We start from the raw sequence: 21,243 nt of genomic DNA on the forward strand, positions 1-21,243 counted from the left end.
AAAAAATCTATTTTATTAATAGACCGTATATATTTTATACTAATTAATCAAATAGATTAGAAATTTTTCGCTTTTTCTTTTATAAGTGCTAGATTAGGAGCAACGATCTCACTAGGTTGCTTGTTTAAGTATTCAACTTTAGTACCAGCTACTTTAATAGCATCAACCTTAGCACCAATGAATTCAAACACACCTCTTAATAAAACAGTTACATCAGCAAATGCGTATCAACCTTCAGGTGCACCTTGAGTGTTGATGATCATTACTTTTAAGTGATCCATTAAACCAACAGATCCACCTTTTTTAGAGTATTTGTAACTAAAGGTTTTATTTGCTACACAAATCTTATCAAGTCAATTCTTTAGAGTTGCTGGATAATTGAAGTTAGTCATCGGAGCAATTACTACTAGTTTATCAACACTTTTAATTTGATTGATTAATGGATCAACATTTTCATCTTTAAAATGTTCTTTAGAATTTTTAGATGTTAAAGTCATTGATCCCTTATCTAATTCATTTAGATCTAATCATTCAACTTGATCAGATGGATTAAGTTTTAAGTATTCAGCTTCAAATGTTTTAGCTAATTGATAAGAAAAACTAGCTTCATTAGCTACTGGTGAAGCATTAATAAAAAGTACTTTGCTCATTGATTCCTCTTTCGTATTAAATATTAATAAGTTTAAGTACCTATATTATACGCCTAAGCAGTTACTATATTGGTTTTGTACATTGGGTGGCTTGTTATTTTATTAGGTTGTAGATGATTAAAGAACATCGCTGCATTGCCAATAACAAGCTTTAAATCTTATTTTTATTCCAAGTTAGTTTACATCGTAGGAAAAGTCAAGTTATCTATATAATAAGGAACTAAAACAATGAGTTTTAAATACAACTTCGAAAAAAATGAAGACATATTGACAGCAATTGAAAAAATCTAATTTTGTATTCAATTAATTATCGTCTTTATCAAGATTGCGCTAGATTATCTTATTGATAAACATATTGCATAACGAAAATATAATTTGATCGATGAAAAGAATACAATCAATTCACATATAAGTAATAAATATCAAGTATGTTAAAGGTTATCAACATTTTATTTTTCTTTTGTTTAGGAGACTTATATCGACGTAAATCCTTATATTTACCGTGTTTTTTAAATATTTTTGAAATTCATTTATAAGTTTTTGATCTGCAAAATAATGAAATTGATTAGTTTTGTATGGATAATCCTTGACAAACACACATACTAAACCATCACTATATAACCAAACATTACTGTTTAAATTCCATTAAATACGAAACAGTTTTAATGTCATGACACCGCCAATTTGTTATAATTAAACATTACTAGCCGATATAAGAAAATTTAATTATTAAGCTACGTCTGATAGATAAATATTTATAATCCTGTATTTGAAATCATTACTATAAAAAAATAAGAGAAATTAAAGATTGTTCAAAGTATGGTTAAATTTTTTAATAAATTAATAAAGAGACTGATATATGTTATCGGATTAATCTTTGTGTTGCTACTAGGTGGGCTTGGTGCAACAGCTTATGTTTTCCATGACAATATATCTACTTATTACAAAAACTTCCAAGATAAGAATAACACTTTACTTAATCAAACTCGTGAAGTGTTGTTTGATGTGCAAAGAATTACTTCTAATCCCGACCTAAGCACTATTCCTATGAGAATTGATAGTGCTATAAATACCGTTGATGGTAGCTTAGATCAATTTAAAACGACGATCAGTAATACTAAAAGTAATGTATCTTCAGTAGAACAATCAATCCAAGATATCAAAGAATCTTTAAAGAAGAATGAATTTACTCTTAGACTTCTTTCTAAAGAAGACTATGATAATACAATGCGTAGATTAGATCAATTTCAAACTACCGCAAAGGATTTAAATGACAAGGTTATTCCTAATGCTGAAAAGATTATAGATAATGTATCAACAGATTTAGTTGACGCAAGAAAATTGCATGACATCATTGATATTTCTCAACTGCTTCAGAACGTTGATAAAACTGTAGAACCAATTAGTAATATTGTTAATAGTTTGCTTGAAATCAATAACGCAGTTGATTCTGATAAATTTTCTGGAAGCTTAAAATTTGTGTCGTTCATCTTAATGACTGTTAGTTCATCATTATTATCATTAGGCCTTCTGACTTTTATATTAAGATTAATCTTTTATAGATCTATTAATGGATATGTAGTTAAAAGATCAAAAGCTAAAGAACAATTAGCTGAGTTCTTTGAAAAAGCTTGTCAACTTTACCCAGAACTATCTAATGAACTTGTTAGGGGTGCTGAACCTATTAAACAACCAGAGACTAGGACAGAAAGATATCCAGAATAAAAAATACTCTCGTTTGAGAGTATTTTTTTTATCGCTTGAAAGGAATATTTTTAACTATTTGCTTTTTCTTCATTTTAACCAATAGTCATTAAGTAACTTCTCGTTATAATTGTGAGTTTGTTTAATGTAGTATTTTTTATCCCTAATTTCTCTAGGTAGATAATCTTGACTTACTCAGTGATTATCATAATTATGAGGATTTTTATATTTTTGCATATTGTTAGATGGACTAGATATATTAATTGGATTTTTCTTAATATGTCAAGGAACATCATGAACATTACCATTAGCAATTTCAACTAGTGCATCCGAAATTGCTTCATAAGCACTGCTAGATTTTTCAGATAAAGCCATCTCTATAACAATACTACTTAAGATTTGGTTAGCTTCTGGAAATCCTACTTCTTTAGCAGCTTGAGTAGCTAAATAAACCCTTGAACATAAATCTGAGTTTGCTAACCCTATATCTTCATAAGCACAAGCTATTAATCTTCTCGAGATTGTTACTAGATCTTTAGTAGCAATCAGTTGTGCCAAATAATAGACCGCAGCATCAGGATCAGATCCTCTAATAGATTTTTGTAAACCAGACTTAAGGTCATGAAACGTATCACCATATGATGCTAAAGAAAGATTATTGTCTATGACATTTTTTAAAATTTCTTCGGTAATTTTGACATCTTTGTAATAAATATCTAATAACTCAATAATGTTGATTCCTCTTCGTAAATCGCCGTTAACCATATTAGCGATTTTATACAAAATATCATCGTTAATTGTTGTGATATTTTTTTCTTTAACTATCTTTTTATATCCTTCAAATAGTTCTATACTTGTTGGGTTAACTAATTCAATTGTATGAACCCTAGAACGAATTGCTGGATTGATAGTAAAGTAAGGGTTTTCAGTTGTTATACCAAATAAGATAAATGATTTAGCATCTAATCCTTTAATTAAAAGATCTTGTTTGTCTCTGTGTAATCTGTGAATTTCATCAATAATAATTACACATTGACTTAAATCTTTAGCTTTATTAATAAATTGTTTAAGTTCTTGTAAACTGTCACTAGCAGAGTTAAACGAAAAACTAGGTAAGTTCATCTCTGAAATTAGAATATTACATAAAGTTGTTTTACCTATTCCAGGTTCTCCTGTAACTAATAAAGAATATGGTTTTTTAAGATCGACCATTCTTCTTAAAATTCCAAATTCATGCAATAAATGTCTTTGACCTATAAGATCATCTACAGATTTGGGTTGATAAAAAGGTTCTTTATTTTTCGATACAAAAAGCATATAGTGATGAACTCTTTAGATTGTATTTATCGGCTAAATATTTGCATGCATCTTTTGAACGCATATTGTATTTAATTAAGGTGTTTAACTCCTTAATAATTTCTTCATTTATTTCGTTATTTTGTTCAACGTTTCTCTTGTTAATCAAAATAACAAACTCCCCTTTATATTCAATTTTACCGATGATTTCGTCAATTTTTCCATAATAGACTGACTCAAATTTTTTCGTTAATTCTCTAGCTACACAAACTTCTAAATCCGGAAAATTTTCGTTAATAACTTCTAAAGTATTTTTTATTCTATGAACAGACTCATAATAAATTAAAGTTGTGTCGTATTTCAATTTTTCATTAAGCTCATTAATGATTTCTTGTTTTTTATACCCCAAAAAACCACCATAATAAAATTGCGAACTATCAAAACCACTAGTCGCTAATGCGCACAACGCAGCATTAGAACCGTTTATACAAATAATCTGATTAAAACCAGCACTTCTTAAATAACTCACCAGTTTTTGTCCTGGATCATTTATACAAGGGAACCCAGCATCACTAACTAATCCAACATCATTACTTTTCAACTGTTCTTGGATCATCTCGAATCTATCAGATTCATTAAACTTGTGATAACTAACAAGTTTCTTATCTCTGAAATCTATATTTAGTAAATTTAATAATTTTTTAAAATTGTCGGTATTTTCGCAATAAATAATCTCTAATTTATTTAATATATCTAGTGCTCGATTATTTATTTCACTAAGATTACCAATTGGTAATCCTATTAAGTACAGGGCTGACATGTTATAATTTTAGTTTTAAAAAATTTAATGTTGATAAAATCAATTAACTTTAAATTGTTTAAACAATGACAAAATATATCGAAAATAATGCACTTAGCACCTATACATTTAACCCAAGAGGTTTAAAAGCAATTATTTTTATAGGCGTCTTTAGTTCATTAATTTCTATTGGGTTCTTAGTAATAGGTGGTGATGTTTCACTAGGGTTCAAGGTCTTCTTTAACTTTATTTGATATCCCTTTATTGGTTTGGGATATTGTATCTCAGCACTAGCTATTGGTTTTGATGTCTATACACATAAACATCTAACCTTTAAACAATACATTTATAAAAATAGGTTCTTTTATTTCTGTTTTTATACTTGTGCTTTTCTTAGCATTATTATTTTCATCATCACCTTATCTGTATTAAGAAGTCAAAATAGTCCTCTAGTAGATTTAGGAATTCTAGCCAATAAAAAAGATCCTTTATTAGGATGAGGGACTAATCCTAAAAACTGATACGGATTTGTATTCTTATACACACTAGTTCCTTTAGTTAACTACAACATTATTGGCACGACGTTTGTAGCAACACTATTTTGATTCAACTTATTTGGTTTTTTAATCATTAACTTCCTGAACAAAGCCGGATTTTTCTGAAACACTTTCTTAATTGTTATCTTAGTAGCGTACTGTTTTTTCTCTCACCTGTGTTTATCAGTAGCTACCGAAAACACAGAGATCGCTCATAAAAACCCATGACTATTTGAAGTCTTTAGATATAGTGGATTTATTAACACTATGACCTTGTTTTATTTTGGGTTATACATGAGAAAATACATGAGAATTTGAAAGTTCAAATTCTCAGTTACTACACTAGTTGTTCTAACCGTAGCAGCTATCGTTGCTCAAACCGTTTTAGACTTTACTTACTACAAGAAGATTACTTTTGATTTCGTATTTGCTAACGCTTATGCTTCACCATTAATCTTAATCCTATCTTGATTATGATTAAATACATGTCTAGGATATAACTTAGATAATAAAAAAACTAAATCTAGATTTATAGGTCATTTTAATAAGTTTACACACCATATTAATTTCTGTTATCCAATCTGATTCCAACTAGCAGGATGGACATCAACATTTGTCTTTGGTTATTTATTTATTAATATCATTGCTGGAGTTGATATCAACCCTTCTTGATATCAAACCTTAAAACTATCGTTTAAATTAAATGCAGATCAAAATAACGCAATCTTTATTAGTTTAATGATATTTAATATGTTTGTTATTCCTGTAGCATATTACTATCCATCTAAGTTTATGCTCTATGCATTAAAGAAGATCGACCAGAAAGTTGAACTGAGACGTAATAATCAACTAATTAAATAAGAGCCAATAAACAATTAAAAAAGATGAGCTTAACGCTCATCTTTTTATTTGTTTGAATATATTTGTTAGTAATATTTAAGAAACTATTTAATTGTAATTTTTTCTTCAACAACGATTCTTCCAGATAATGAATTAAATACTGGACAAATCTTGTGAGCATACTTAACAATTTCTTTCATTTCTTCTAATGTCTTGTTAGATTTAACAATTCATTCAATTTGGATCTTTCTTAAACCGTAGTATTCATCTTCAGGTTCAGGGTCTCTTCAAGCTTGAATCTTCATTTCAAGTTCTTCAAGTTCTAATCCAAATTTCTTAGGACCGTAGTAATTAACTACACTTAATTCACATCCCATTAAACCATTCATCATTAATTCTAATGGAGATGGTCCTTTAGTTGTTGATGAATCCATTACTAGTTCATGCTTGGGAGTTTTACCTGTAACTGTGCGGTCAGGATTTACTTTTGCTGTAAATTCGTATTCTTTTCTAGCCATAAATAATTTTCTTAATATTTTCTTTAATTCTTATAACATAATACTAAAAAAACTAGCGTTATATAACGCTAGTTTTACTATTTAGTTGTTTATTAAAAACTAAGCCAATAGGTCTAGTTTTCTTAATGTTCTGATCGTTCTAGCTGAAACTTTAACAGTTAATGTACCACGATCAGTTTTTACTTTAACTTTTTGTAGGTTTAAGTTTCAACGACGCTTGGTAATATTTAAAGCATGAGAACGATTATTTCCTGCTAAAGGACCAAGCCCGGTTAGATCATCTCTACGAGCCATATTTAATTTATTGTTTTTATACCTTAACTATTTTAACATATTAGCAATAGTTTTTTAAATATTTTAAAATCTTGTCATGCTTAAGAAATTAACGATCAACCAGGTTGATCATAAACTAGTAAATCAGATTACTAAACTTATATTTGATAAGTTTAATCTACATAAGAATATTATTCCGTTTTTATTAAAGCATAAGATTGAAAAACTATTCGCTCACTGAGCTTTAATGAAAGCAACAACTGTTATTGTAGATGAAAACTATAACAACATCTTAATCTATTCAGATAATATAGATCAAATTAATAAGAAGTTTCAACAAGAATATATCAACTTGATTAACACTTTTCAATACGTAGAAGCTAACGATGAGAAGAGTGTTAATACATCTATTATTCATCGTTATAAATACTTATTATCTAGATATGAAACCTTGATGTTAAATCAAGAAGTTGAATCTGATATTAAAAACCAAAACCAAATCTTATTATTATTAAGTAATGATGAATCGTTTTTAGATAATGCGAAAGCATTAATTGATGCTGATAAAGACCTATTTGGTTTTAGTGCTTCACATCTTAATTATGCCGATTATGATAAGAATAAGATGTATCAAATCATTAAGATCCCTTTAATGATTAATAATATGCAAATTAAAGATGTGAACCAAGAAGATGTGGTTATCTATCTTTATTCAACAAAGCAAGCAGTTGATGAATAGTTAATAAGTCTAAAGATTAATAAAAAAATAGTTCATTCTTGCGAATGAACTATTTTTATTTTTAGATCTTAAGTTAATTGCTTTTGATTATCTTCTTGGACCACCGTTTGGACCTTGTCCCATTGGACGTTGACCTTGTTGGTTGGGCATTGGTCTAGGTTGACCACCTTGTGGGCCATTAGGACGTGGACCACCTTGTTGTGGACGTTGTTGAGCACCTTGTGGACCTTGGTTAGGCATTGGTCTAGGTCCTCCTTGTTGTTGACCGTTTGGCATTGGTCGAGGACCACCTTGAGGACCGCCTTGTTGAGGACGTTGTTGACCTTGTGGACCTTGGTTAGGCATTGGTCTAGGTCCGCCTTGTTGGTTTTGTGGACCATTTGGCAATGGTCGTTGTTGAGGACCACCTTGAGGACCATTAGGGCGTGGACCGCCTTGTTGAGGATTTTGTGCACCTTGAGGACCCATTGGTCTTGGACCGCCTTGTTGAGGTCCATTTGGCATTGGTCGTTGTTGAGGATTTTGAGCTCCTTGAGGACCCATTGGTCTTGGACCACCTTGAGGACCCATTGTATGAGCACCTTGTGGACCATTAGGCATTGGTCTTGGGCCACCTTGAGGACCTTGAGGCCCCATTGGGTGAGGACCTTGTTGAGGTCTACCAGGTTGGTTAGTAGCACCATTTGGTAAAGGAGCTGGACGCATACCCATTGGTAATGGAGCTGCTCCTGGCATTCCGCCTTGAACTTGTTCAGTACCTACAGCTTGAGTAGCACCTACTGCTTGGGTAGTTCCCACAGCTTGAGTAGGACTTACATCAGTTGTTACTGCTTGAGTTCCAATTAAATCTTTAGTTGTAATTGAAGCTTGTTCAGTTGTACTAGCTTCAGGAGTTTCTTCAACTTGTTCTTCTTCAACCGCTTCTTCTTCAGCTTCAGCTTCTTGTAATAAAGCTAACATCTCATTAGTCTTACGTTTGTTCTTTACAAACAACGTAGAACCAGCTGCAAGAAAGATAATTCCCACTAAAGGTCCAACACCAGCACCTGCAAACTGTAAGTAAGCAAAGGTATTTAGTTGGTAGTTAGGTAACTTACTTTTATCTGTTAAGAAGCCTAGTAAACTAATTTTCTTAGTTACTTCAACTTCTTGGTCATTCATCATCTCTTTGACTATTACGTTATTAGTTGGACTTGCAATATATGCTAAAAAGCCAACTCCTGCTAGTAAACCAAGAATCCCAATGACCAATAAAATGATCGATGTGATCTTTTGTTTTTTTAATTTATTTAACTCTGATCCATTTTAGTACGTTTCTTGCATCATTATATGCACATTCATATAGATACACTATCTTTAGCTTATTCTAAATAATTAAAAAGATATTGCACACAAATATTCGATAATTAATCGATATTTTTAATAATAAAATAGCTACGCTGTTTTATTGCTTTTAGCTTTGTTCTCAATAACTTTTTCAACTACTGATTTAGGTGCTTCAGCATAGTGAGAGAATTGCATGATGTAATTTCCACGACCTTGAGTAAATGATCTTAGATCAGTCGCATAACCAAACATCTCACTTAAAGGTACTTTAGCCTTAATTACTTGAACGTTATCGCGTGATTCAGTTCCTTCAATCATCCCTCTTCTTGAAGAAACATCACCCATGGTATCCCCAAAGTATTGTTCAGGAACTGTTACTTCGATTGCCATAATTGGTTCAAGTAATGCTGGGTTACAACGTTTACCAGCTTCTTTTAATGCCATTGATGCAGCAATCTTATAAGCCATTTCGTTAGAGTCGACATCATGGTATGAACCATCAAATAAGCTAGCTTTAATATCAATCATTGGATAACCTGCTAATGGACCATTGTTCATAGCAGCTTCAAGACCAGCTTTAACTGATTTAATGTATTCTTTTGGAATCTTACCACCAACGATCTTGTCTTCGAATTCAAAGCCCTTATCGTGGTTAGGTTCAAAAGTGATCACTACGTGACCATATTGACCACGACCACCAGATTGTTTAATGTATTTACCTTCAACATCAGCTTTAGCTTTTAATGTTTCACGATAACTTACTTGAGGAGCACCAACATTAACATCAACTTTGAATTCACGTCTTAAACGGTCTACTAGAATGTCTAAGTGTAATTCACCCATCCCAGCAATAATTGTTTGACCAGTTTCTTCATCAGTGTATGTTCTAAATGTTGGGTCTTCTTCAGCTAATTTAGATAAAGAAATCCCCATCTTTTCTTGGTCAGCTTTTGTCTTTGGTTCAACTGCTAATGAAATAACCGGTTGAGCAAAAGTCATTGATTCAAGAGTTAATTCTTGGTTTTCAGATGCAATTGTATCACCAGTTGTGGTATCTTTTAGACCAACGATAGCACAAATATCCCCAGCACGGATTTCATTAATTTCATCACGTTGTTGAGCGTGCATCTTAACAATTCTTGATACTCTTTCTTTTTTGTCTTTTGTGGTGTTAGTTACGTATGAACCTGAAGTTAGTACACCAGAGTATACTCTTACAAACGTTAATCGACCAACAAATGGGTCAGTAGCCACTTTAAATGCTAAACCAACAAATGGTGCATCATCACTTGTAGGAATTGATACTTCTTCACCATTCTTATAACCTTTAGCAGCAGGTACATCAATTGGTGAAGGTAAGTAATCAACTACTGCATCTAATAAAGGTTTAACACCTTTATTCTTGAATGCAGTACCACATAATACTGGGAATAGGGTTGATGAAATAACACCTTTTCTAATACAAGATTTGATCTGTTCTTTAGAGATCTCTTGACCTTCTAGGTATTTTTCCATTACAGCTTCATCAAAAGTCACGATCTCATCTAACATGTGAGCGTGCGCTTTTTTAGCTTCTTCTAAGTATTCTGCAGGAATTTCTTTAGTTTCGTAGTTTTCGTCTTCTTTACCATCAAAGAAGTAAGCTTTCATTTCAACTAGATCGATGATTCCGTTGAATTCATTTTCAGCACCGATTGGTAATTGGATTGGAACTGATTTAACACCTAATCTAGAGTGGATTGAATCAACTGATCTTTGGAAGTTAGCCCCAGTTTTGTCCATCTTATTAACGAACACAATTCTAGGTACTTCATATCGACTAGCTTGACGTCAAACTGTTTCAGTTTGAGGTTCAACACCCATTTGGGCATCTAATACAGCTACTGCACCATCTAATACTCTTAGTGAACGTTCAACTTCAACTGTAAAGTCAACGTGTCCAGGGGTGTCAATTAAGTTTAATTGGCAGTCTTTTCAAGTAACTGAAGTTGCTGCTGAAGTAATCGTAATCCCACGTTCTTTTTCTTGTGCCATTCAGTCCATAACTGATGCACCATCGTGAGTTTCACCAATCTTGTGGGTTTTTCCAGAATGGAATAAAATTCTCTCAGAAGTTGTTGTTTTACCAGCATCAATGTGAGCCATGATACCGAAATTTCTGAACTTTTCTAAAGGATATTGTCTTGCCATAATATTCTCTTATTACATTCTCATATGAGCAAATGCTTTGTTAGCTTCTGCCATTTTGTGTGTATCTTCACGTTTTTTAACTGAAGCCCCAACGTTGTTTGAAGCATCAATAATTTCGTTAGCAATCTTATCTAACATTGTTTTTTCATGACGTTTTCTTGAAAGGGTTACTAATCATCTAAGTGCTAGTGTAACTTTTCTTTCAGGAGACACATCAGTAGGTACTTGGTAGTTAGCACCAGCAATTCTACGAACTTTAAGTTCAAGTCTTGGCATGATGTTTTCTACTGCTTTATTAAAAATTTCTAACGGATCTTTTTGAGTTTTTTGAGCAATTAGATCAAATGAACCGTATAAAATCTTTTGCGCAATCCCTTTTTTACCATCTAACATGATGGCATTGATTGCTCTAGTAACCAGTACTGAGTTATAAACTGGGTCTGGTAATACTTTTCTTTTTTCTGCTCGATTCTTACGCATATTCTAGTCCTATTTTTTCTTATCTGCCTTTGGACGTTTTGCACCATATGCAGAACGTTGTTGTCTTCTTTTATCTACACCAGTTGTATCTAAAGTACCACGAACGATATGATATCTTACCCCTGGTAAGTCCTTAACACGACCACCTCTGATTAATACCACAGAGTGTTCTTGTAAGTTATGACCTTCACCTGGGATATAAGCTAATACTTCCATACCATTAGTTAGTTTTACCTTAGCGTACTTACGTAACGCTGAGTTCGGTTTTTTGGGTGTCATTGTCCCTACACGGGTACAAACACCACGTTTGAATGGTGATGATTTACTAGTCACCTTCTTTTCAAGTGTGTTTAAGTTAACTTGTAAAGCAGGAGATTTAGATTTTTTAACCTTGTTTTTTCTTGGTTTTCTAATTAATTGTGCAATTGTTGCCATCTGTATATGATCTCCTAACTATTTAACTAAACGTTTGTAGTACTCTACAACGTATGTTTCATTAACATCAGCAGGTAATTCATTACGTTCTGGATATCGAACATAAGTTCCTGATAATGTTTTTTTGTTAACTTCAACAAATGGAGCCACAGCTTTAGATTCTAAAGCTAGTTTTACTAATGGTAAGTTGTGTGCTCTTTGTTTAAGTTCAATTACTGAACCTAAACTAATTAAAGCACTTGGAATGTCAAAAGTTTTGCCATTAACTAACACGTGACCGTGGTTAACTAGTTGTCTTGCTCCTCTTCTAGTTGGCGCAAAACCCATTCTGAATACTAGATTATCTAATCTAGATTCAAGTGTTCTAAATAAGTTCATGGTTAAGATCCCACTCATCTTTTTAGACACAGCAAATAATCTTCTGAACTGACGGTCGTTTAATCCGTACATGAATTGCATCTTTTGCTTTTCTTGTAACTGTTCACCGTAGTTAGATAATTTAGGACGGATTAAAGACCCGTGTTGTCCAGGGACTTTAACACCTTTTTTTGACTTATTATTCGTAAATTCTTTACCAGATTCAAGAATTGAAAAATTCAATCTTCTGGCTTTACGATAAATGCTGCCTGTATAACGTGACATTTATATGAAAATCCTTGTTTATATGAATTGTTTTATACACGCAAACAAACAAGATATATAAAACTAATTCTTAAATAATAAAAAGGTGTTAAGCGTTTTCAGTATAATCAGCTTATCTTAGTAACGAACGTAATAGCTTATAATAAGCTATTACGCACCCTTTGTTTTAGTTTAATATTAGTTTGCTGAACGTGCAGTATATATTATATAACAAAATGTTATATCTAATCCAATTATTTAGTAATTGAGCTTAGTTAATAATTCCTTAATGATGAATATAAGGAATTATTACGTTATTTAATTTTGTTATTAGATAGTTTATTAATCTTAAAAAGGTTTTTAATAAGAATAATTAAAGCGCAGTGTTAACGTAGAAACTAAAGCCTTCAACACCTTCACCCATAGATGCTAATCTAGCTTGGTTGTCAGAAGTGATTGATCTTACCATTTGGTTTAGGTAGAATGCAGATTTTTTGTCTTGACCAGCACCGTTTTTAGGTAAGCTTGAAGTAGCTGCTACTAATCTCTTAAGTTCAGTTTTAACTTCTGTAAATAAAGCCATATCTTCAGCTGAAGCTGTAGAAGCAGGCATTAATTTATCAATATCAGCTGCCATCATGTTTGTAGCTAAACTGTTTACAAAGATACCAACACCTTCTCTTCAAGTAGCGTTAGTCATCTTGTAAACACTTATAAAGTCACTTAATTTAGTGTAATTAGATGAAACTAAGTTTTTAACAGAATCTAACTCAGTACCAAGATCTCTAACTGATGCAAATAGACCTTTTCTGGCAAATGGATTCATATTAGCCATATTTCCATAAAGTGCACCCACTAATCTTGTTAATGCCATTTTAGAAGATTCATCAGCTTTAGCTGCAGCCATTTCTAATTTAGATTGTGCACCGTTAGTTTTCATAACGATTGGACTGTTAGCTCACATATCTGTTTGAGCTTTAACATCACCTAAAACTTTAACAGTTTCATCATATCTAGCTTTGATTGTTGAGTTTTTATTAACGTTAGCTAATAATTGAGTTTCAAGACCTGGTTTATTAGTTGTAGGTGTAGTTAATAAAACAGAATTAATAGCACCATCAATAATTCTTAGTTCACGACTAATTAATAAAGCAGTAATATTACCGAATAATTGGAATACGTTAGCTGTGATTGCGTTCATCGCAAATTGACCACCTAAGAAACCATTTAAAGCTTCAAAGAATCTAGCTAAGTCGTTGTATGAGTTTCCAGCAACTGGTTTAGCGAAGTCATAAACGTTTACACCCATTAATACGTAAAGATTGCTTAGTCCTTTATTTGCGTCAGCTAATTCTTCAAAACTCATAGTAGTATCAAACATAGTAGTTTGACCTAATGATTTACCAAAATCGTTGTAAACTGTAAATAATTCACGACCTTTAGTTTCTAAAGTAGTTTTAGCTGTTTGTAAATCTGCTAAAGAAGCAGTACCATCTGTTAAGTTTTTACCACCAGCAAATCCTAATACTTCAGCAAATTTAGCTTTGAAATCATTATAGAACTTAATTAATCCAGCTTCTGCAGTAGTTTTTTCTGTACTAGTCTTACTTTTTACGATATCTTCAAAGTGTTTTCATGCACCTGAAGCCATTGGCATCATAGCAGCTGGCATAGTAGCAGGAGTGGTAGCTGCAGGAGTGGCTGCCGTAGTAGATGTTGGCATAGTTGTTGTAGCAGAACCAGCTCCTGATCCGTTCATCATATTTCCTTGGGTACTATCACCAGATTGTGAACCACCACTTGCAGCACCACCAGAACCGTTTCCTGAACTATTATCTTCTACAAGTCTAACGATTGAAGATGAAGCTTTTGCAGGTGTACCAACACCAGCTCCAGTTGTTGTTCCAGCACCTTGAGCATCACCAGTTCCACCAGCACCTTCAGCTTGTTTAGTTTCTTCACCAGCTTGTCCACCAGCTGAAGTGGTAACAGGAGTCATAACAGGAGCCATCATCGGCAACTGTAATGAATTTTCTACAACGTTTTTAACTTGATTAATAGTACCAATATTACCAAATGCTGCTCTTCTAAAATCTGCATCGGCAGCAAAGTTATAACCAGTGTTGGTCATCATTTGCGTACAAGATGTTAATAACACCCCACCAGTAACTGGTAAAACAGCTCCTAAACTAAACAATATCTTTTTTGATCTTTTCATATTCTATTATTATTTTCTCTTTATTTAATTAATTCTAAAAATCGGTTACTTAATAATGCCAAATAAAAAATTATTTGGAGTATTAAGCATATTCTATATTAAATATTGCTTAATTCTATATTAATTATTAAGTAAATATACTCATCTAATATTCATTTCAAATTATGTGAATTGATATTTAAACACATAGATTCAATGAACATAGGTAAATTATAACAACATTATTGATCTTTTTGTAACAATATATACATTATCTATATAGATAAAAGAAGGATAATTGTTTTTGTTAAATAGAGGAACAGTCATGAAACAAGACCAGTTTAGTAGAACTCTAGATTTACTTTTTTAGACCCTAAAACACTATCTTAATACGGTTGGTGTTTAATCTAAGATTTTATGGAGGGTTATGCACCTATAAACTCGGCAACTCTTTAAAACACAGATTCAAAGAACACTCAACCCAACCCCATTTAATCCTTAGAGACCTTCAATAATCAAAACCCCAAAATAAAAACTCTACTAAATTTAGTGGAGTTTTATCTATATCTTTTATATCTAAGCAACCCCTCAAGACCAACTAGGCCAACTCTTAACTTATCTCTTTATCTAAGGATGACTAAACAAGAAGGTACTATCTTTAGAGAATCTATTATCATCTGCTCATTCTAAATATCCTGGTAATGCTTGACGATAAGAATTAGTTTGATTAGGATACTTCTCTTTATTAGTTCCATCAATTAAGTTATATGGTTCGATATTGATCTTAAACTGTCTAGGTGTTCTTGAACTACCAAATCTAACATTAACAGTAACTTGTTTTCTAGTATCATTAGCTAAATAATCAAACACACCAGTACCATCATCTCCTCTACCACTATACCCACCTCAGAAGATTCCAAATGGTAAACCATATTTAGAATAAACCACACTACCACTTGAACCTGGTTTTAGTGAAGAACGTAATACAGCTTGAGTAATACCGTATTGGTGGTAATACTTATTGTGATAAGACTGGATTAATCCAGTTAGATCTTGGTAACGATCAACTAGTTCAGCCTTAATATTAGGTTCTAATTGATAATTTGGATTAGGATTTAAATTATTTTGAACTCATCGGTTGCTAAACGCTCGACTATTACCAGGTTGTCCAACTCCTGGATAACCTGCAATATAAGCTTTATCAATTTCTTGAATGCTTAAAGCATTAGGATGGTTAGCTTCAACTGAAGGATAATCTAAATCTACATATGGTACATCTTGATTAGTTAAGTTTAATTGACCTGGTAGTTTAGCTATTTTAGAAGACTCATTTAATTCGTTAACTGCTTCTAAAACATACTTACGTAATGTTTGTGCACTACTAAAACTTCTTACTGGTTCATTAGTTAGTCTTTTTTGACTAATATTAACAACAAAACTTAATACAGCAAAATCTTTATATAAACCAATTCCTTTATTTATATAACCATCAGCAATCTTCATTCTAGATTGTGGATCTTTAGGGAATGAAGAATTCAATAGGTTCTTATCACCTAGTCTATTATTAACAAACTGACCTTTGAATTGTTGAGCTCAGTAATCTGAGAACTCATTTTTAGTTTGTTGATCATTAACAAAATCAACAGCCGTAAATACAGTTTCAGGAATAGACAATCTTTGATTATTAACTCTTAGTGCACTAGACCGATTAGGACTACTATTAAAGAATAAGTTGTTGCTTAGATAAGTTACATACTTAACTGAACTATTGCTAAATCTTGAATCTTGAGGACCAAAGTTTACTTGTTCAGATTTACCTAATGAAAAACCGATCGTATCAGGTTTTAATCTGATATCTGAATCTAGAACAGGGTGATCATAATCATCCCTATTTCATAATCCTTCAGCTACGTGTAAGTTAGTAGCGATAAACAAACGATAAAGATCAGGGTTCTGTGGACTGATTTGATAATCCAATAATCAACCTGTACCATTACTTAGATAAAGAAGTTGTTTATAAGGTAAATTTGGATCTGATGGATCACGTAGTCAATGACGTGTATAAAACCCGATTGAAAAGCTTCGATCATAAATCTTTTTATAAATCTCTTGATCACTAAAGATTTTTAATTTTGTTGAACTAGAAGAAGGTTCAGGTTGTTTATCCTTATCAACTGTTGTTGATGGTGGAGTTGGTTCAGTTTCGGTTGTTGATTCTCCAGGGTGGATAATTACAGGTTGATCTGTGTGTTCGTTATTAGAAGCTTGAGAATCGTTGGGTTCACCTGTTTCACTATTTGGTGAACTACTTTCTTGAGATGGTTCACGTTCTATTTTTTTCTTTAAGAAACCATTGATCTCTAAACTTACTTGCTTAAATTCAATCGGACTAGAATTCTTTCTTTCTACAGTGACAATAAAAGATAAGATTCCATTAGAATCATCCGCACTAAAGCCACCTACTTTGAAATTAACTAAATCATTTGGATCTATTTTCTCGTCAGCTTTTTGGATTAACTTTAATCCAAAATACTTAGAGAAATTTGAGCTAGTAATATTACTAGCTAATAGATCTTTATGATTTAACTTGTCATTAACTGCTAGATCATTACTAGTGATATTATTTACATTAATATCATCAGCATTTTTCTTGGAAGTAAAAAAACTTTCAGGGTTAAAACATGATGATGAAATTACACTTAATCCACTTAACAAACAAAACAATTTTAACCAAGTAGTTTTTCTTACCATACGATTGAAATTTGTTTAATTAATAAATTATAGAATATCGACACCCATATGTCGATATATATGCTTTCAGTTTTTAGATAGGAACTGATAAGCCAAGTACAATTTTTACTTCTTTTTTTATTAGATTGTCCTTCTAGGCTATATGAAATCTCATCTTTTTCAAAAAAATACAACAGTTTTTGGCTAGCTTAAATAATCAACTTTGACATAGAAAAACAATAATCCTTTGCACATGCAATGAATTATTGTTTTTTTGTTAAATTCTTATTTGATTTAGGAGATTGTATCTAGAACTATTTAGATTCAGCTGGAGCGTCTCCACCACCGTATTTCTTAGACATGTCGTCACGTCATTTCTTAAAGCCGTCGATTTGTTCTTTAAGTTCATCTCATTTTTCAGCTTTAAGTGCGTTGTTAATACCATCAACGATCTTAGTAAGACTAGCTTTTTCAGCAGCTGGTAATGCTTCAGCTTCTTTAGATCCAAGGATTTCGTTAATTGTATTAACAATACCTTCACCTTCATAACGCATTTCAATTCGTTGTTTAACGATTGAGTCACGTTCTTTGTTTGCTTCAGCATCACGGATCATTCTTTGGATTTCGTTTTCATCCAACTCACTTGAGTTAGAGATCGTAATACTGTTTTCTTTACCAGTTGTTAAGTCTTTAGCCTTAACGTTAAGAATACCGTTAGCATCAATATTGAAAGTAATTTCAATTTGTGGTTTACCCTTAGGAGCTGGTTGAATTCCCCCAAGTGAGAAAGTACCTAATGATTTGTTTTCTCTAGCCATTGGACGTTCACCTTGGTAGATTGAAACGTCAACTGATTCTTGGTTATCTTGAGCTGTTGAGAAGATTTGAGATTTAGAAACTGGAATAGTTGTGTTTCTCTTAATAATAGGAGTCGCAACACCACCTAGAGTTTCAATAGCAAGTGTTAAAGGAGTAACGTCTAATAATAAGATATCTTTAACATCCCCACGTAATACCCCACCTTGTACAGCAGCACCGATTGCTACAACTTCGTCTGGGTTAATTGTACGGTTAGGAGCTTTATTAGGAATCATAGATTCAACTAATTTTTGAACCGCAGGCATTCTTGTAGAACCACCTACTAATAGAATTTCGTCAACTTGACTAGGTTCAACTTTAGCTTCTTTTAATACGTCAGCAATTGGGTTTCTTGTTCTTTCTAGTAAGTCTTTACTTAATTCTTCGAATTTAGCTCTTGATAGAGTTAATTCAGCGTTAACTGGACCTTCAGGAGTAACTGCGATGAATGGTAATGAGATTAAAGTTTCTAATTGAGCTGATAATTCGATCTTAGCTCTTTCAGCAGCTTCTTTTAATCTTTGCATCGCCATCTTATCAGACTTAAGATCTAGAGATGGGTGATCTTTTTTGATCTCTTCAACGATTCATTCAATGATCTTGTTATCTCAGTCATCACCACCAAGTCTGTTATCACCAGCAGTAGCCATAACTTCGAAAGTACCATCAGCAATATCAAGTAATGAAACGTCGAACGTACCACCCCCAAGGTCGTACACAAGAATCTTCATTTCTTTAGGACCTTTATCAATCCCATAAGCTAATGCAGCTGCTGTAGGTTCGTTAATAATTCTTTCTACAGTTAAACCTGCAATCTTACCAGCAGTTTTAGTAGCTTGACGTTCAGCGTCGTTGAAGTAAGCTGGAACCGTAATTACAGCTCTTGTAATCTTTTGACCAGTTTTCTTTTCAGCAAAATCCTTAAGATAACTTAAGATGCTTGCAGACACTTCTTCAGGAGTTAATTCTTTTTCAACACCCTTATCGTTAATCTTAACCTTTTTACTAGTTCCCATTAAACGCTTAATAGAAACAATTGTATTTGGGTTTGTTAGCATTTGACGCTTAGCAGCATCACCTACAATAATTTCACCATTTTTGTATGAAACTACTGATGGAGTAGTTCTTTTACCTTCTGGGTTTTCAATTACTACTTTTTGTGTACCTTCCATTACAGATACACAAGAGTTAGTGGTTCCAAGGTCAATCCCAATAATTAATCCGTTGTTATTATCAGACATTATTATTTATATCCTTTCAAATCTAATGTTAAAGTTGAAGCCAATTGTTTAATTTGGTTATGTTCTATGCATAAGATTATATAAAAAGATTAGCACTTTTGCAACTAGATTGCTAATTTATTTTTTGACTTAGAGCAAATTAGGGTAATTGTTTATAATATAAACAACGAAATTAAAAAATTTGAACAAACAAAATAGTTTAGCCCAAAACAAGCTTAATATCAGACGTATCAGCATTACAATTGTCAGCATTATTGTATTGCTTATTGCTGGTTTAACATTCATCTTTTTAAAAGATATTAGTTTTAGAAAGATCTTTGAAATCTTAAGAAATCCAGCTAGTACGAAACAAAAAGTTTTTATCTTTTTGATCTTTAGTTGTATGGTGTATGGGTTTTTGTGACAATTCTTAACGCTATATATTATTGCTAGAAGATATAAGGTTCAAGCCAAATGATATGATTGGCTTATCTATGCACTTGTTAGTACATTAATAAATAATGTCACACCTTTTGCTACAGGTGCTGAACCTTATAAAGTTTATTGGTTAGTTAAAAACAAGGTTAAATTATCAGATGCAATCACAATTGTTGGAGCAACAGCAATCTATTGATCAATCGTACAGATTACTGTAACTTGACCAAGTTTTATATATATTTCTACTAATTACCATTTATTAGCGGAATCTAAAAACGGACTAATAGCTTATTGATTTTCATTTTGTGGAATGTTAGTAGATTTTGGAATTTTTAGTTCTTTTGCTACGGCTATATTCAGTGTTAAATTTCATTTATTTGTTTATAAGGTTGTTAATAAGATTAGAAAATTCCTAAAACTTAAAGCATTAACTGAAGATAAACGTTTAGAATACGTAAATCAAAAGAAAGCATTCATTAATGAGTTTAAACGTTATTGAGTTGTGATCTTTATGTTTTTATTCACAGCTACTTTAGTGATTTTTCAATATAGTTCTGTTTATATGTCTTTAGTAATTTTGGATTCAAAACTAGTTGATTTATATAGCTTTGTAAAAGTCTTTAATTTTAGTAATGTATCTGTGACAGCTAACAACTTTATCCCAATCCCTGGTGGTGAAGGAACAATACAAGTAACTTTGGAATTGTATTTTCAATCTTTAATTAATATTTCTTCACTTACTAAAGAGTTTGTTAACTATTTTCATTCTAATGAAATTAGCAACGACATTAACAACACAATTTTTTTGTGAAGATTTTCTTTGTTCTACTTACCAACAATGATCGGAATTATCCCATCACTATATGAAATAGCTGTTTACTTTAAGTCATTACATATGTCTAAGAAAAACGTTGTAGCTAATACTTAATTAAGTTATTTTAATTTGATTTTTTTGCAAAATATACGGTAAAAATCGAAATTTTAAACATTCGTTTTTATTTCTTGATAGCTGACTAATATTATCGAAAGTTCAACTTAAATAAGTGTAGTTTATTTCTCGTTTCGTTCACCTAAAAGAGTATTTGTTATTACTATAACTCTGTATTGGGTTGTGTCCTTATTACAATGAGTAAATAAACTAACTGCATAGTTCTATTTTATGTAAACGTGATACGAATTACTTTGAAACTGTCCATATCTTATTAAGATTGCTACATAATTAAAAAATCAAAAATGCATACGAATTATTATGTAAAAAATCATCGGTAAAAATAGTCAATTTCAAAGTCACAATCTTAATTGCTTTTTTGTCATTTTGCTAAAGAGTACACAAGGTAAATCTATACATCTAAAACTCTTTTCGATCTATCTTGTTTATCCCTTTACTTCTACA

General features: G+C 31.9%; 17 protein-coding genes. 4 read left to right on the forward strand and 13 right to left on the reverse strand.

The window, feature by feature from the left end; genetic code table 4:
- Positions 1-56 precede the first annotated feature (56 nt).
- Entirely contained in the window at positions 57-650 is a 594-nt protein-coding gene (locus H3143_RS02620; RefSeq protein ID WP_182078660.1) for an FMN-dependent NADH-azoreductase, read from the reverse strand.
- Positions 651-1,469: 819 nt separating this feature from the next.
- Here H3143_RS02620 and H3143_RS02625 point away from each other — a divergent pair.
- The gene (locus H3143_RS02625; protein ID WP_182078661.1) at positions 1,470-2,375 is read left to right on the forward strand and encodes an MG_279/MG_280 family protein; all 906 of its coding nucleotides are present in this window, start codon (positions 1,470-1,472) and stop codon (positions 2,373-2,375) included.
- A gap of 54 nt (positions 2,376-2,429) precedes the next feature.
- Here H3143_RS02625 and H3143_RS02630 read toward each other — a convergent pair whose 3' ends face one another.
- Positions 2,430-3,671: an AAA family ATPase gene (locus H3143_RS02630; protein WP_182078662.1), complete on the reverse strand. Its 1,242-nt coding sequence runs from the start codon at positions 3,669-3,671 to the stop codon at positions 2,430-2,432.
- Positions 3,649-4,470, reverse strand: coding sequence for a 16S rRNA (cytidine(1402)-2'-O)-methyltransferase (gene rsmI, locus H3143_RS02635; RefSeq protein ID WP_182078663.1), 822 nt, complete (start codon positions 4,468-4,470; stop codon positions 3,649-3,651). Before rsmI ends, H3143_RS02630 begins: the two co-directional genes overlap by 23 nt.
- A gap of 65 nt (positions 4,471-4,535) precedes the next feature.
- Here rsmI and H3143_RS02640 point away from each other — a divergent pair, with 65 nt between their 5' ends.
- Positions 4,536-5,846 (forward strand): hypothetical protein, encoded by a 1,311-nt coding sequence (locus tag H3143_RS02640; protein WP_182078664.1) that lies wholly within the window; start codon positions 4,536-4,538, stop codon positions 5,844-5,846.
- Positions 5,847-5,929: 83 nt separating this feature from the next.
- Here the strand turns inward: H3143_RS02640 and H3143_RS02645 are convergent, their stop codons facing one another.
- Positions 5,930-6,343: an OsmC family protein gene (locus H3143_RS02645; protein ID WP_182078665.1), complete on the reverse strand. Its 414-nt coding sequence runs from the start codon at positions 6,341-6,343 to the stop codon at positions 5,930-5,932.
- 99 nt (positions 6,344-6,442) lie between these two features.
- Positions 6,443-6,637: a 50S ribosomal protein L28 gene (gene rpmB, locus H3143_RS02650; RefSeq protein WP_011113782.1), complete on the reverse strand. Its 195-nt coding sequence runs from the start codon at positions 6,635-6,637 to the stop codon at positions 6,443-6,445.
- A gap of 76 nt (positions 6,638-6,713) precedes the next feature.
- Here rpmB and H3143_RS02655 point away from each other — a divergent pair, with 76 nt between their 5' ends.
- Positions 6,714-7,355, forward strand: coding sequence for a hypothetical protein (locus H3143_RS02655; RefSeq protein WP_182078666.1), 642 nt, complete (start codon positions 6,714-6,716; stop codon positions 7,353-7,355).
- An 87-nt stretch (positions 7,356-7,442) separates the two neighbouring features.
- Here the strand turns inward: H3143_RS02655 and H3143_RS02660 are convergent, their stop codons facing one another.
- From H3143_RS02660 to dnaK, 8 genes are all read right to left on the reverse strand, one after another.
- Positions 7,443-8,606 (reverse strand): hypothetical protein, encoded by a 1,164-nt coding sequence (locus H3143_RS02660; protein WP_228444772.1) that lies wholly within the window; start codon positions 8,604-8,606, stop codon positions 7,443-7,445.
- A gap of 183 nt (positions 8,607-8,789) precedes the next feature.
- A complete protein-coding gene (gene fusA, locus H3143_RS02665) occupies positions 8,790-10,871 on the reverse strand; it encodes an elongation factor G (protein ID WP_182078667.1) in 2,082 nt (693 codons plus the stop codon).
- Between the two features lie 12 nt (positions 10,872-10,883).
- Positions 10,884-11,351, reverse strand: coding sequence for a 30S ribosomal protein S7 (gene rpsG / locus H3143_RS02670; RefSeq protein ID WP_182078668.1), 468 nt, complete (start codon positions 11,349-11,351; stop codon positions 10,884-10,886).
- 9 nt (positions 11,352-11,360) lie between these two features.
- Positions 11,361-11,786 carry a 30S ribosomal protein S12 gene (gene rpsL, locus H3143_RS02675; RefSeq protein WP_027121842.1) on the reverse strand — a complete coding sequence of 142 codons (426 nt, stop codon included), beginning with the start codon at positions 11,784-11,786 and terminating at the stop codon, positions 11,361-11,363.
- 18 nt (positions 11,787-11,804) lie between these two features.
- Entirely contained in the window at positions 11,805-12,428 is a 624-nt protein-coding gene (gene rpsD / locus H3143_RS02680) for a 30S ribosomal protein S4 (protein ID WP_182078669.1), read from the reverse strand.
- Between the two features lie 352 nt (positions 12,429-12,780).
- The gene (locus H3143_RS02685; RefSeq protein WP_182078670.1) at positions 12,781-14,625 is read right to left on the reverse strand and encodes a hypothetical protein; all 1,845 of its coding nucleotides are present in this window, start codon (positions 14,623-14,625) and stop codon (positions 12,781-12,783) included.
- 606 nt (positions 14,626-15,231) lie between these two features.
- Positions 15,232-17,355: an MIP family Ig-specific serine endopeptidase gene (locus tag H3143_RS02690; protein WP_182078671.1), complete on the reverse strand. Its 2,124-nt coding sequence runs from the start codon at positions 17,353-17,355 to the stop codon at positions 15,232-15,234.
- 293 nt (positions 17,356-17,648) lie between these two features.
- Positions 17,649-19,433 carry a molecular chaperone DnaK gene (dnaK, locus tag H3143_RS02695; RefSeq protein WP_182078672.1) on the reverse strand — a complete coding sequence of 595 codons (1,785 nt, stop codon included), beginning with the start codon at positions 19,431-19,433 and terminating at the stop codon, positions 17,649-17,651.
- Positions 19,434-19,614: 181 nt separating this feature from the next.
- Here dnaK and H3143_RS02700 point away from each other — a divergent pair, with 181 nt between their 5' ends.
- The gene (locus tag H3143_RS02700; protein WP_182078673.1) at positions 19,615-20,778 is read left to right on the forward strand and encodes a lysylphosphatidylglycerol synthase domain-containing protein; all 1,164 of its coding nucleotides are present in this window, start codon (positions 19,615-19,617) and stop codon (positions 20,776-20,778) included.
- The last annotated feature ends 465 nt before the right edge of the window (positions 20,779-21,243 follow it).

Origin of the sequence: Mycoplasma tullyi (assembly GCF_014068355.1) — a bacterium.
GTDB classification, from domain to species: Bacteria; Bacillota_I; Bacilli_A; order Mycoplasmatales; family Mycoplasmoidaceae; genus Mycoplasmoides; species Mycoplasmoides tullyi.